13 protein-coding genes are annotated in these 13520 nt (G+C 70.3%); 6 read left to right on the top strand and 7 right to left on the bottom strand.

The features are described from left to right. Nucleotides 1-10 precede the first annotated feature (10 nt). From AB0D67_RS19945 to AB0D67_RS19925, 5 genes are all read left to right on the top strand, one after another. Nucleotides 11-712, top strand: a complete 702-nt coding sequence (locus AB0D67_RS19945) for a response regulator transcription factor (protein ID WP_362937337.1) — start codon at nucleotides 11-13, stop codon at nucleotides 710-712. Continuing rightward, on the top strand, nucleotides 709-2163 hold the full coding sequence (locus AB0D67_RS19940) for an ATP-binding protein (protein WP_362937334.1): 1455 nt from the start codon (nucleotides 709-711) through the stop codon (nucleotides 2161-2163). Before AB0D67_RS19945 ends, AB0D67_RS19940 begins: the two co-directional genes overlap by 4 nt. Nucleotides 2164-2253: 90 nt before the next feature. Beyond that, nucleotides 2254-3129, top strand: a complete 876-nt coding sequence (locus tag AB0D67_RS19935) for a polyphosphate polymerase domain-containing protein (protein ID WP_362937331.1) — start codon at nucleotides 2254-2256, stop codon at nucleotides 3127-3129. Then, nucleotides 3126-3812 (top strand): DUF4956 domain-containing protein, encoded by a 687-nt coding sequence (locus tag AB0D67_RS19930; protein ID WP_362937328.1) that lies wholly within the window; start codon nucleotides 3126-3128, stop codon nucleotides 3810-3812. Before AB0D67_RS19935 ends, AB0D67_RS19930 begins: the two co-directional genes overlap by 4 nt. A 4-nt stretch (nucleotides 3813-3816) precedes the next feature. After that, nucleotides 3817-5400 (top strand): CotH kinase family protein, encoded by a 1584-nt coding sequence (locus AB0D67_RS19925; RefSeq protein ID WP_362937325.1) that lies wholly within the window; start codon nucleotides 3817-3819, stop codon nucleotides 5398-5400. Nucleotides 5401-5450: 50 nt separating this feature from the next. Here the strand turns inward: AB0D67_RS19925 and AB0D67_RS19920 are convergent, their stop codons facing one another. From AB0D67_RS19920 to prcB, 7 genes are all read right to left on the bottom strand, one after another. Further along, a complete protein-coding gene (locus tag AB0D67_RS19920) occupies nucleotides 5451-5984 on the bottom strand; it encodes a DUF3291 domain-containing protein (RefSeq protein WP_362937322.1) in 534 nt (177 codons plus the stop codon). A 43-nt stretch (nucleotides 5985-6027) separates the two neighbouring features. Further along, nucleotides 6028-6654 carry a helix-turn-helix domain-containing protein gene (locus AB0D67_RS19915; protein WP_362937319.1) on the bottom strand — a complete coding sequence of 209 codons (627 nt, stop codon included), beginning with the start codon at nucleotides 6652-6654 and terminating at the stop codon, nucleotides 6028-6030. 107 nt (nucleotides 6655-6761) lie between these two features. Beyond that, entirely contained in the window at nucleotides 6762-7715 is a 954-nt protein-coding gene (locus AB0D67_RS19910) for an FKBP-type peptidyl-prolyl cis-trans isomerase (RefSeq protein WP_362937316.1), read from the bottom strand. A 96-nt stretch (nucleotides 7716-7811) separates the two neighbouring features. After that, complete coding sequence (gene pafA / locus AB0D67_RS19905) at nucleotides 7812-9170, bottom strand: Pup--protein ligase (RefSeq protein WP_362937313.1); 1359 nt, start codon at nucleotides 9168-9170, stop codon at nucleotides 7812-7814. A gap of 271 nt (nucleotides 9171-9441) precedes the next feature. Then, entirely contained in the window at nucleotides 9442-9993 is a 552-nt protein-coding gene (locus tag AB0D67_RS19900; protein WP_362937310.1) for a hypothetical protein, read from the bottom strand. Nucleotides 9994-10108: 115 nt separating this feature from the next. Next, nucleotides 10109-10942, bottom strand: a complete 834-nt coding sequence (gene prcA, locus AB0D67_RS19895; RefSeq protein WP_362937303.1) for a proteasome subunit alpha — start codon at nucleotides 10940-10942, stop codon at nucleotides 10109-10111. Nucleotides 10943-10961: 19 nt separating this feature from the next. Continuing rightward, nucleotides 10962-11780, bottom strand: a complete 819-nt coding sequence (gene prcB, locus AB0D67_RS19890) for a proteasome subunit beta (protein WP_362937445.1) — start codon at nucleotides 11778-11780, stop codon at nucleotides 10962-10964. Between the two features lie 214 nt (nucleotides 11781-11994). On the opposite strand from prcB, the gene AB0D67_RS19885 reads away from it, so the two are divergent. Beyond that, on the top strand, nucleotides 11995-13371 hold the full coding sequence (locus AB0D67_RS19885; protein WP_362937300.1) for an extracellular solute-binding protein: 1377 nt from the start codon (nucleotides 11995-11997) through the stop codon (nucleotides 13369-13371). Nucleotides 13372-13520 lie beyond the last annotated feature (149 nt).

Genomic DNA, 13520 nt, shown 5'->3' with positions numbered 1-13520 from the left:
TGAACGGGTCATGAGCCGGTACGCCTGCGCGAAGGTCATGGTCGTCGACGACGAGCCCGGCATCAGGGAGTTGTTGTCGGAGGCTCTGGAGCTGCACGGCTTCCAGGTGAGCACCGCCTCCAGCGGCCACGGGGCGCTGGAGGCGGTGACGCGCGAGCGGCCCGACCTCATCGTGCTGGACGTGATGCTGCCCGACCTCGACGGGTACGCGGTGGCGCGGAGGCTGCGCGAGCGGGGTGACAGCCCGCTGGTGCTGTTCCTGACGGCCAAGGACGCGGTCGGCGACCGGATCGCCGGGCTGACCGCGGGCGGCGACGACTATGTGGCCAAGCCGTTCAGCCTGGATGAGGTGATTCTGCGCATCCGGGCGATCCTGCGCCGGGTCCGGCCGCCGGAGGAGCAGGCCCGCGACGGCGTGCTGCGGTACGCGGATCTGGAGCTGGACGAGGAGGCCCACATCGTACGGCGGGCCGGGCGGGTCATCCACCTGTCGCCGACGGAGTTCAGCCTGCTGCGCTACCTGATGATCAACGCTGAACGGGTGGTCAGCAAGGCCCAGATCCTCGACCGGGTGTGGGACTACGAGTTCGACCGCGACAGCAGGATCGTCGAGTCCTACATCAGCTACCTGCGGCGCAAGATCGACCAGGGCCGTCCGCCGCTGATCCACACGCTGCGCGGCGTCGGCTACCGGCTGCAGGCGCCCTCGTGAGGCCCCCCTGGCCCCTGCGGCACCGGCTGCTGGCCGCGCTGCTCGGCCTGTGCGCCGCCGGCCTGACGACGTTCGCCGCGGCGAGCGTGCTGCTCCTGGACCGTTCGCTGCTGTCCAGGACGGACGCGCAGCTCACCGAGGTCGCCCCCACCTTCGGCAGGCACCCGCCCTCCCCTCCGCCGCCCGGCGGCGCGGCGCCGGACGTGCAGCTCCCGACGCAGTTCAGGATCGCCTTCCACAGTTCCTCGGGCACCCTGCTGCGCAGCCTGCCCGCCCAGGACTCCGACGCGCCCGCCATCCCGGCGGCGGTGATCTCCGCGGTCCCGCGCGGTCCCGTGACCGTGCCCGGCAGGACCGGGGTGGGGCGGTGGCGCGTACTGGTGAAACGCCTGCCCGACGGCACCAGGCTGACGGTGTCGATGTCGCTGGAGCCCAACGTGGCGACCGTGCACCAGATCCTGGTGATCGAGGTGGCCGCGGGCGCGCTGGTGCTGATGCTGCTCGGCGTCCTCGCCCTCGCGGTGGTACGCCTGGGGCTGCGCCCGCTCACGCGCATGGAGCGTACCGCCGAGGCCATCGCGGGCGGGGACATCGACCGCAGGGTCAGCGACACCGCCCCGGGCACCGAGACGGGGCGGCTGGGCAGGGCGCTCAACGTCATGCTCGAACGCCTGGCGACGGCACTGCGCGAGCACGAGCGCTCCGAGCAGAGGCTGCGCCACTTCGTCGCCGACGCCTCCCACGAACTGCGCACGCCGCTCACCTCCATCCGCGGTTTCGCCGAGCTCTACCACCACGGCCAGGGTGTCAGGGACCCGGTGGCCGAGCGCCTGCTGCGCAGGATCGAGGGCGAGGCCGAACGCATGGGCGTCCTGGTGGAGGACATGCTGCTGCTGGCCGGGCTGGACCGCGAACCCGCGCTGGAGGCCGGCATCGTGGACCTGCACGTGCTGGCGGGGGACGTGGTGCACGCCGCCCAGGCCCGCGACCGGGGGCGGCCGATCAGGCTGGTCCTGTCCGAGGAGCCGGTGTTCGTGCTCGGCGACGAGCACCGCCTGCACCAGGTCATCGCCAACCTGGTCGGCAACGCCATGAAGCACACGGCCTCGGGCACGGAGATCCGCGTACGGGTCGGCCGCCGCATGGTCGCCGGAGTCCCCGCCCCCGGGGTCGTGCACGCCGGCGCCGGGCCCGCCTCCCGTGCCGGGGCGGCGCTGGTCGAGGTGCGCGACGAGGGGCGGGGCATCGACCCCGGGCACCTGCCGTACGTGTTCGACCGCTTCTATCGCGCCGACGCGGGCCGCTCGCGCGACAGCGGCGGGACAGGGCTGGGGCTGGCCATCGCCGCGGCGCTCGTACAGGCGCACGACGGCCGGATCGAGGTGACGAGCACGCCGCGCCGCACCACCTTCCGTGTGCTCCTGCCGCTCCACCGGCCCCGGGACGGCTGAGGGCATCGCCCGTTCACCTTCACGTCGGTCGCGGTTCACACATTGTTCCCAGCTTCGTGCTGTCAGATGTGCGCTGACGAAAGGAGGGACATGCTGCGAAGGTTCCGCAGACCGGCCGTTCCGGCGGCGGGCGGCGAGGTGGCCGGCGAGGAGGGCCGGCGGTTGCGGGCGCCCAGCGCGCTGCACGCCTTCAACCGGTACGAGATCAAGTACCTCGTCAGCACGGCGGAGGCGGCCGGGCTCCGGGAGGAGATCGAACGGCGCCTCGACCGCGACCGCCACAGCGGCGACGAGGGGTACGGCATCTGGAGCGTCTACTACGACACCCGGCGGCTCCGCTTCTACTGGGAGAAGGTCGAAGGGCTGAAGTTCCGCAGGAAACTGCGGGTGCGCCACTACGGCGACCGGTTCGCGGTGGACGACGGCACACCGGTGTTCGTCGAGATCAAGCAGCGGGTCAACCGGGTCACGCAGAAGCGCCGGGTGCGCCTGCCGTACCGGGACGCGCTGCGCCTGTGCGACGGACGGCGGATGCCCGGGCACGAGCCCTCGCAGCGCGCCTTCATGGAGGAGGTGCTCGACCTGGTGCTCCGCCTGGACCTGCGGCCCATCGCGATGACCGGCTACCAGCGGCACGCCTACGTGGGCCGCGACGCCGACGTGGGCCTGCGCGTGACCTTCGACCAGCGCATCCGCGGCCGGGACCGGGACTTCCACCTCGGCGCCGACGCCGAGAACCGGCTCATCGTCCCGGCCGGCATGACGATCGTGGAGGTCAAGGCCGACGAGCGGGTGCCGTACTGGCTGACCGACCTGACCGCCAGACGAAACCTGCAGGTGGTGCGGGTTTCCAAGTACTGCCAGAGCGTGGAGGCGTACGGGCTGGCCCCGCGCTCGATCTTCCACGTCCCCGGCCACGACCTCGACCTCGACCTCGACCTCGACTCTGTTCTCCCGGAGGCATGACCCCCATGGACTTCTCCTTCCAGGACCTGTCGGGCACGTTCAGCGTGGCCGACATCGCGATCGCGATGACGCTGTCGTTCGTGCTCAGCGCGATGATCGGCTGGGTGTACCGGGCCACGCACCGCAACGTGTCCTACAGCCAGTCCTACGTGCAGACCCTGGTCATCCTCGGCATGCTGATCTCGCTGATCATGCTGGTCGTCGGTTCCAACATCGCCCGCGCCTTCGCGCTGGTCGGCGCCCTGTCGGTGGTACGGTTCCGCAACGCCATCAAGGAGACCCGCGACGTCGGCTTCATCTTCCTGGTCATGGGCATCGGAATGGCCGTCGGCACCCGCTTCTACCTGCTGGGCGTCGTGGCCGCCGTGGCGATCTCGCTGATCGTCATGGTCATGCACCGGTTCAACTGGTTCCATCTGAACGTACGGCGTCAGGTGGTCAAGGTGCAGGTGCCCTCGGACGAGGACTTCACCGCCACGATCCAGGACGTGCTCGTCCGGCACACCGACGAATTCGAGCTGGTCAGCATGGAGTCGATCCGCGGGGGCGCACTGACGGAGCTGACGTACACCGTCAAGATCAAGAAGGGCGGCGAGCCCGCGGACCTGATCACCGGTCTGCGCGAGCGCAACCACGGCCAGTCGGTCACGGTCCTGACCGGATACGACCAGACCGACCTGTAGCGTCATGGCGTCCTTCAAGCATCGCGTCCCCGTCAGGCTCCGGCAGAACTGGAAGCTGATCGCGCTGTGCGCGGCGTTCCTCGCCGTCTGCTGGGGTGTGTTCGGCAGCGGAACGATCCGCCCGTACGTCACCACCTCCCAGGCCGGCGAGGCCGAGACCGTCACCACGAACCTGACCGGCGCCAAGGACCTGTTCGACGCCTCGGTCGCGCACGACGTGAAGATCACCTTCACCGACGGGGCGTACGAGGACATGCTCGGCGAGTACTTCAAAGACGACGAGAAGAAGTACGTCGAAGCCGACCTGACCATCGACGGCACCAGGATCCCCAGCGTGGGCGTCCGGCTCAAGGGCAACTCGACCCTGAGGGGGCTGACCTGGAAGGGGCGGAGCAAGCAGGGGACCAGGCCCGGCGGCGGCGGGGGGCCCGGAGGACCTCCCGGCGGCTTCCAGCCCCCGGACGGCTTCCAACCGCCCGAAGGCTTCCAACCGCCCGGCGACGGGCAGCCCCAGAACGGCCAGCCTCAGGACGGCCGGCCGCGAGGTGACGGGCCGCCCGGAGGCGGGGGCATGTTCGGCGCTCAGCTCAAGGGTGAGGAGCCGGAGAAGCTGCCCTGGCTGATCAGCTTCGACGAGTTCGTGGAGGGCCGCCGCTACCAGGGCCACAGCCAGGTGGCGGTGCGACCGGCCGCCATGGGCTCGACGACGATGCTGAACGAGGCACTGGGCATCTCGATGGTCGGCGCCTCAGGCGAACCGACCCAGCGTTCCGCCTACAGCTCCTTCACGGTCAACGGCCGCTCCTCCACCCCCCGGCTCCTGGTGGAGTACCTCGACGAGGGCTACGCCGAGGGTCTCGGCGACGGCGTGCTGTACAAGTCGCTGGCCTCCAGCGGCTTCACCTACAAGGGCGAGGACCAGACCGGGTACACCACCGACTTCAAGCAGATCAACAAGGTCGGCGGCAAGGACCTGCAGCCGGTCATCGGCTTGGTCGAATGGGTGAACGAAGCCTCCGACGCGGAGTTCGCCGCCGGTCTGGCCGACCGCCTGGACGTGACGTCGTTCGCCCGTTACCTGGTCCTGCAGAACCTCGTGGTCAACTTCGACGACATGGCGGGCCCCGGTCGTAACTACTACCTGTGGTACGACCTGAAGACCGGGAAGTTCCAGGTCATCACCTGGGACCTCAACCTCGCCTTCAGCGGAAACGCCAAGAGCGGAGTGAATGACACGATCTCGATGGGCGGCTTCGGCCGAGGCCGTCCTCCCGGGGAAGGCGGGCAGGCACGTCCCGAGGGCGGGCAGGGGCGTCCCGGAGGCGGCATGATGCGTATGGGTCACCCTCTGAAGGAGAAGTTCCTCAAGAACGCCGCCTTCAAGAAGCTCTACGAGGAGCAGTACCGCACCCTGTACGCCAAGCTGCTGGGCAACGGCGCCGCCTCCGGTCTCCTCGACGGCCTCGTCGCGGCCTACAAGTTGAACGAGGGCGCCGACGCCTCCAAGGTCGACGCCGAGGCGCGGACCCTTCGCACGTTCCTGCGGACCAGGACCGAGGCGCTCCGCTCCGACAAGGCGATCGGCTAGCCCCCTCGCCGTGGCTCCTCCCGGTTCCGCCGGGGAGGCCGCCCCGGAGCCTACCGGCGGCCTCCGGCGGGCTCCGGGGTCTCGCGGAGGTCCCCGGCGGCCTCGGGGGCCTCCCGGAGGTCCCGGCGGCCTCCGGCGGGCCCCGGGGCCTCGTGGAAGTCCCTGAAGGTGAAGGCCGCCGGTGAGGGGCCCTCCGCCCGCAGCAGGGCCAGCCGGTCCATCCCCTCCTCCAGCGTCGGGACGTGCCCCGCGGGGATCCACCACATCACCGAGTACGGCTCCGCCATGCGCAGGAACCACTCCCTGCGGCGCCGCAGGAACTCCAGGTGGACGGTGCGGTAGGCGAAGTCCCACAGGGTCTCGCGCGACTCCCACACCGAGAAGTTGACCAGCAGGTGGTCGCCGTGGGAGTGCCGGACCACATCCTGCGGGCCGTCGCCGCCCTTGAGCCGCCAGACGAAGCCGGGGGCGCTCTCGGCGAGCGCGTTGACGGGTTCGAGTCCGGCCATGAAGTCCGTGAGTTCCGGGGAGTCGAGGGGCGCGCGGAGGTGACCGACGTTCATCTGAGCCAGGTGCATGGTCATCAGCAGACCATCCCGCCCCCTTCTATGTCAATCCTCATTGTTTTTAGAAGAAGGCGACGCAGCACTCCCCCGGTCTCGGATCCATCCGGGCCGTCACCCCCTCCTGGCCCGCGCCCTCCAGCAGCCCCCGGCACAGCTCCAGGTTCATCGCGCAGACCAGCACCGGATGCTCCTCGGCCAGGACGTGGAACGGGCAGTTGCGCAACCTCAGCCGCCCCTCCTCCTCGTACGGCTCGTAGCCCCGCCGGCGCAGCAGCCCCGCCAGGTCCTCCCCCGGCTCGGCGAGGCGGGTCCCGGCCCGCCGCGCGGCCTCCCCGGCCCGCTCGTCCCCGCCCAGCAGCTCGACCACCTCGGCCAGCACCAGCGCGAGCGTCCGGTAGTCACGGGCCGGGACGCTGACCTGCCACTCCCCCGCCGCACGCCGGTAGACCTTGGCCGGGCGGCCGCTCCCGGGGCCGGTCCGGTCCGTGAGCCGGCGGAAGCCCGCCTCCAGCAGCCCCGCCTCGACCAGCCGGTCGAGATGGAAGGCCGCCAGGGTCCGCTGCGTCCCCACCGCCTCGGCCACCTCGCCGCGTCCCACCTCGCGGCCCTGCGCGGCCACGTACTCGTAGACGGCGCGCCGTACCGGATCCTGCAGGATCGACACCACGCCGAGATCATCGCTGCTCACAGCGGAATTTTAGGCTCTGTCCCCGAAAACACGGCCGGGGCCGCCAAAGGCGGCCCCGGCACGGGAAACGGAGGAAGAACGGATCGGGAAGGGGACGGGAGGACGCCTCAGTAGGCGCCGAGGACGTCCACGGCGAAGACCAGGGTGTCGGTTCCCTTGATCTTGTCACCGGAGCCCTGCTCGCCGTAGCCGAGGCTCGGCGGGATGCTCAGCAGCACCCGGCTGCCGACCGGGACGCCCACCAGGCCCTGGTCCCAGCCCTTGATGACCTTGCCGGTGCCGATCTGGAACATGATCGGCTGGCCGCCGCGCGCCCAGCTGCTGTCGAACTCGACGCCCGAGCCCCAGATCTTGCCGACGTACTGGACCAGGATCGACTGCCCCGCCTTGACCTCCGGGCCCGATCCCTTGATCACCGTCTTGGCGACGAGGTCCTTGGGCGCCTTGTCCTTGGTCTTGGTGTCCAGCTTCGGCGCGGCGTCGCCGCCGGGGTTCTCCAGCTTGATGCCCTTGATCCCGGCGTCGGTGGCCTTGCCCTGGACCGCCTTGTCCTTGGGCACGCCCACCACGTCGACCACGAAGACCTGCGACTGGCCGGCGGGGGCCTGCTTCTGCTGCTCGGCGGGCAGCGAGTCCTTGGCGACGACGGACAGGAAGCGGCCGCCGTCCTTGGTCTCGGCGAAGCCCTTGCGCAGGATCTCCGGGACCTGGTCGTTCAGCGTGATCAGCTGCGGGCCGCCCTCGTCGTAGGTCGAGCCGACCATCTTGTTGGCCTTGCCGTCCCAGGTGTAGACGGTGAAGTTGGCGACCACGTTGGACCCCTTCTGGGCCGGGGCGCCGGCCGTACCGGGGGCGATCACCTGGTAGGAGGAGGTCTCGGCGACCTTCGCGGGGAAGGCCACCGCCGGCTTGGCGTTGGGCGCGCCGGTGACCTTCAGGGCCGAGACCCCCTCGCCGCTCGGGTTGGCGGAGTTCGCGGTGGCGGTGCCGTCACCGGACCCGCAGGCCGCGGCGAACATCAGGGGCAAGGCGGCCAGTACGGCCAGGCTGCGGCGACGCATAGACATTCCTCAGGCAGACGTCAGGTTCGCGCAACATTACCCGTCCCGCCATAGGGCCGCGATAAATCATCGACCGCCTTGCCGAAAGCATGACCATCACATTCCGGCGATCAGCTTCTCCACCCTCTCGTCCACACTGCGGAAGGGATCCTTGCACAGCACGGTGCGCTGCGCCTGGTCGTTGAGCTTCAGGTGCACCCAGTCGACGGTGAAGTCGCGCCGCTTCTCCTGCGCCCGGCGGATGAACTCCCCGCGCAGCCGCGCCCGGGTGGTCTGCGGCGGCACCGACTTGGCTTCGAAGATCTTCAGATCCGTGCTCACCCGCTCCACCGAGCCGCGCCGCTGCAGCAGGTAGTACAGGCCGCGGCGGCGGTGCACGTCGTGGTACGCCAGATCCAGCTGGGCGACCCGGGGGCTCGACAACGGCAGGTCGTACTTGTCGCGGTACCGCTCGATGAGCTGGTATTTCGTCACCCAGTCGATCTCACGGGCGACCAGGTCGAGGTTGCCGGTGTCGACGGCGTTGAGGGTGCGCTCCCACAGCTCCAGCACCCGCTCGCTGGTCTCGTCGCCGCCGCGGCGGTCGACGAAGTCGCGGGCCTTGGCGAGGTACTCCTGCTGGATCTCCAGCGAGGACGCCTCCCTGCCGTTGGCCAGCCGGACCCGCCGCCGCCCGGTCATGTCGTGGGAGACCTCCCGGATGGCCCGGATGGGGTTCTCCAGCGACAGGTCGCGCATCACCGTGCCGGCCTCGATCATGCGCAGCACCAGGTCGGTCGCGCCGACCTTGAGCAGCATGGTCGTCTCGCTCATGTTGGAGTCGCCGACGATGACGTGCAGCCGGCGGAACCGCTCGGCGTCGGCGTGCGGCTCGTCGCGGGTGTTGATGATGGGCCGCGAACGGGTGGTCGCACTGGAGACGCCCTCCCAGATGTGCTCGGCCCGCTGGGAGACGCAGTAGACGGCGCCCCGGGGGGTCTGCAGCACCTTCCCCGCGCCGCAGATGATCTGCCGGGTGACCAGGAAGGGGATGAGCACGTCGGCCAGGCGGCCGAACTCGCCGTGCCGGCCCACCAGGTAGTTCTCGTGGCAGCCGTAGGAGTTGCCCGCCGAGTCGGTGTTGTTCTTGAAGAGGTAGATGTCGCCGGCGATGCCCTCCTCGCGGAGCCTCTTCTCGGCGTCGACCAGCAGGCCCTCCAGGATGCGCTCCCCCGCCTTGTCGTGGGTGACGAGCTCCACGACGTTGTCGCACTCGGGGGTGGCGTATTCGGGGTGACTGCCGACGTCGAGGTAGAGGCGGGCGCCGTTGCGCAGGAAGACGTTGCTCGATCGGCCCCAGGACACGACACGGCGGAAGAGATAGCGCGCGACCTCGTCGGGCGACAGCCGCCGCTGTCCCCTGAACGTGCAGGTGACCCCGTATTCGTTCTCAAGTCCGAAGATGCGACGGTCCATTGCCTCACACTATTCGCCGAACCCCTCCCGCGGGAGGGATCAGTTGGGGGGTTTTCGGTCCTACGGCTTATGCCCTGCGCGGTGCTCGGCTAAGCACGCGCGGGCCCCGGCCGGGCCCGCCGCGACCGCACACCCGGACCCCAGCACGCCACAGCCGCACCCGGACCCGGACCCGGCACGCCGCGGCCCGCACCCGGGTTCGTCCCCGGGCGCGGGCCGCGGCGTGGGTCCTCCGGGCGGCACGCGGGGCCGCCGGGAAGGGGTGGGAAGGTCAGGGGGTGTAGATCTCCTGCACCTTGACGATCCGCCCGCGGTAGACGGTGATCAGCGACGGACGCTGCATCTTCGCGGCCCGCTTCAGCAGCGTCGTGCGGGAGCAGCGCTTCGCGCCCAGGCCACGCCTGTCGACGGTCAGGTCCGCCATCCGCGACGAGCAGCCGAACGCGCTCAGATAGACCACGTTCCCGGCGACGGGCGAGCTGTAGGCGTTGACGTCGCCCTCCCGCGGGCCCGTGAAGTGGCCCTCGGTGTACTTGTCCCGCACCCACCTGATCGGCTCGTACTCGGCCTGCCCGCCGGACACGTGGGTGATCCAGCCGCGCAGGATGCCGTCCCTGCGGGGGCTGAGGCGCTTGGTGAAGTCGTGGCCGGGGTCGGACTGGAACTTCGTGCCGAAGATCTTCGGCGTGGGGAAGTGGGGGATCGCGCTCGCCTGGGCGGGGGCCGCGGCGGCCTGGACGGGAACCGCGGCCGCCTGGGCGGGGGCCGTACCGGCGGCGAGGGCCGCGCACAGGGCGGCGGCGGTCAGAACGGATCGTCTCATGACTGCTTCGACCACGCCCCCGCGCCCCGGGTTCACCGAACCGGGGTGTGATCCATGTCACAACGCGCGGGCGCCGCGCCCCCTCGAAGGGACGCGGCGCACGTGGAGCACGCGATCAGCCGCCGGAACCGGTGTCGATCTCCCCCTCGGGAGCCGTGGGCGGGGTTTGAGAGCCGTCGTCCTGCGGCGCGGCGAGCGCCGAGGACGCCGGAGACGCCGGAGACACTGTGCTCCCGCCGTCCCCCGCGCCCTCCGGGGTGGATGGCCCGGCCAGCAGCGCCTCCAGCCTCGGACCGGCCAGGCGCTGGAACTTGCGGTGCGGCCGGTTGCGGTCGAGCACCGCCACCTCCAGCTGCCCGGCCGGGGGCCGCTCGCCACCCGGCTCGGTCAGCGCGAACAGCGCCGCCTGCAACGCTTCGGCCAGCGACAGGCCGTCGCGGTAGCGCTCCTTGAGCCGGCCCGCGACCGCCTCGGCCTGACCGCCCATCGCCACCAGACCGGACTCGTCGAACACCGAGCCGTCGAAGGTGAGACGGTAGATGTGGTCCTCGTCGACGGTGTCGCCGACCTCCGCCACCACGAGCTCCACCTCGAACGGCTTCAGCGACTCGGTGAAGATCTGGCCGAGGTTCTGCGCGTAGAGGTTGGCCAGACCCCGGGCGGTGACGTCCTCCCGGTCGTAGGTGTAGCCGTTGATGTCGGCGTAGCGGATCCCGCCGAGACGCAGCGCCTCGAACTCGTTGTACCGGCCGACCGCGGCGAAGCCGATCCGGTCGTAGATCTCACTGATCTTGTGCAGGGCACGGGAGGGGTTGGGGGCGACGAACAGGATGCCGTCCTCGTACTGCAGCACGACGACGCTGCGGCCTCGCGCGATGCCCTTGCGCGCGTAGTCCGCCTTGTCCCGCATCTGCTGCTCGGGCGAGACATATCCAAAGGGTATGGACACCTGCGGTGATCCTCTCGTGTTAACGCAGCGGAGCGGTGGGGCCGTCGGGGGAGGTCTTCCGGCTCTCCACCATCGCCTCGACGTACTCGGCGATCTCGTCGTCGCCCAGGCGGCGGTAGCCGTCGGCGGTGAGCACCGCGACGACGGGCCAGATCCTGCGGATGACGTCCGGGCCGCCGGTCGCCGAGTCGTCGTCGGCCGCGTCGTAGAGGGCCTGCAGAACCGCCGCCACGGTGTCCTCCGGGGAGGCCCCCTCGCGGTACAGCTTCTTCAGCGCCCCCCGCGCGAAGATCGAGCCGGAGCCGATCGCGTGGTGCTGGTGCTGCTCGTACGGCCCGCCGCCCACGTCGTAGCTGAAGATCCGCCCGCTGTCGCCGGCCGGGTCGTAGGCCACGAACAGCGGGACCACGACCAGACCCTGCATCGCCATCGGCAGGTTGCCGCGGATCATCGTGGCCAGCCGGTTGGCCTTGCCCGCCACCGACAGCGAGCGGCCCTCACGCTTCTCGTAGTGCTCCAGCTCGACCCGGTAGAGGCGCGCCAGCTCGATGCCGGTGCTCGCCGCACCGGCGATGCCCATGGCCGAATGGTCGTCCAGACGGAACACCTTCTCCATGTCACGCTGGGAGATGATGTTGCCCGACGTCGCCCGCCGGTCCCCGGCGATCACCACGCCGCCGGCGCAGGTCGCCGCGACGATCGTGGTGGCATGGGGGATCTGGTCACCCACCGGAGCCGCCAGCGTCTCGTTGCGTCCCGGCAGCAAGTCCGGCGCGTGGGACCTGACGAACTCCGAGAAAGAGGAACTCCCGGTGTCGGTAAAGATGTGATTCGCCATGCCGGCGGGCAGGTCCCTGTGCGATCCCACGCGACTCCCTCCAAAGGTGCGGTCCCTTAAGGCCCGACCTTACTCACGTTGCCGTGCTGTCTGCACTTCCCTCGATCAGCTCAGCGCGAACCACCTGCGCCCCTTACGTTGAATCTTTACGCCCGTGTAAGCCTGTGTAATTGTCGAGTTGTCGTGACATGCCTCACCTCCCCCAGGAGGTCACGTGAGACCCTTCCACCGGCCTGTCCTGATATCGACCCTGGCAGCCGCCGCCCTCGCCCTCTGCTCCTGCGGCTCCCCCGCCGACGGCGGCGGCGTCACCCTGACCATCACGGCCAACTCCATCTCCGGCGGCAAGAACTCGGTCAGCGCCGACTGGATCAAGAACTGGGTGATCCCGAGGTTCGAGGCCGCCCAGAAACAGGCGGGACGGGACGTGCACGTGCTGTTCCAGCCGAACGGCGTCGACGACGAGCAGTACAAGACGAAGGTCGCGCTGGACCTGAAGTCGAAGACCGGCGCCGACGTGATCGACCTCGACGGGATCTGGGTCGGCGAGTTCGCCCAGGCCGGGTACATCAGACCCCTCGGCGAGGTCGGCGGCGCCGCGGCGGACTCCTGGGACGGCTGGCGGCAGATCCCCGAAGCGGTGCAGGGCCTGGGTGTCTTCGAGGGCAAGAGGTACGGCGTGCCGCAGGGCACCGACGGCCGCATCCTCTACTACAACAAGAGCCTGTTCACCAAGGCCGGCCTGCCGGAGAAGTGGCAGCCCAGGAGCTGGCAGGAGATCCTCGACGCCGGGACGGCGCTGCGCCGGCTGCCCGGCGTGACGCCCATCCAGATCAACGCCGGCACCGCGATGGGCGAGGCCACCTCGATGCAGGGCGCGCTGCCGCTGCTGGCCGGCACGGGCACCGAGATCTACGCCGGCGGCAAGTGGGCCGGGGCCTCCCAGGGTGTCAAGGACGTGCTGGACCTCTACCGGCGGATCTACGCGGGCGGCCTGGGCGACCCCAAGCTGCAGCAGGAGGCCAAGGGCCGCGACAAGTCCTTCGCCGAGTTCGCCGCCGGCAAGATCGGCATCCTCGCCGAGGGCGACTACTTCTGGCGCTCGGTGATCGAGCCCAAGGCCGGGGTCGCCCCGATGGCCGACCGCGACAAGGTCGTGGGATACGCCAAGATCCCCGCGAGGACGCCCGGCGCGGGGATCCGCGGCCAGGACTTCGTCAGCATGTCCGGCGGCGCCGTACGGGTGCTGAACCCCTTCTCCAGGCATCCTCGGCAGGCGTGGGAACTGCTGGCGTTCCTGCACTCGGCCGAGGCGGTCAAGGCCGAGCTGGCCGGGGCCGTCCGCGTCACCTCCCGCTCCGACGTCAACGACGAGGTCCTCGCCGGCGACCCGCTGCTGAGCTTCATCTCCCGGGAGATCCTGCCGATCACCGCCTACCGCCCCGGACTGGCCCTCTACCCCCAGGTGTCGGCCGCCCTCCAGGAGGCCACGGCCGACGTCGTCTCCGGCAGGTCCGTCGAGGAGGCCGCCGCCGCCTACCGCGCCAAACTCGAACGCCTCTCCGGCAACCCCGCCAACATCACCAACTGATGCCGCCGACCGGACCCGCGAGGGGGCGCCGGTGTCTGGACTGAGGAGAGAGCGAGCGCAGCGAGTGAACGACGAGGGAAGACACCGGTCACCAGCCCCCGAGCCGCGACGCGCAGCGTCGCAATGAGCCCGCGAGGGGGCGCCGGTGT

This window comes from Streptosporangium sp. NPDC048047, from assembly GCF_040653115.1.
Classification (GTDB): Bacteria; Actinomycetota; Actinomycetes; order Streptosporangiales; family Streptosporangiaceae; genus Streptosporangium.
Note: the sequence above shows the minus strand (reverse complement) of the source record. Positions and strands in the feature narration are given on the sequence as shown.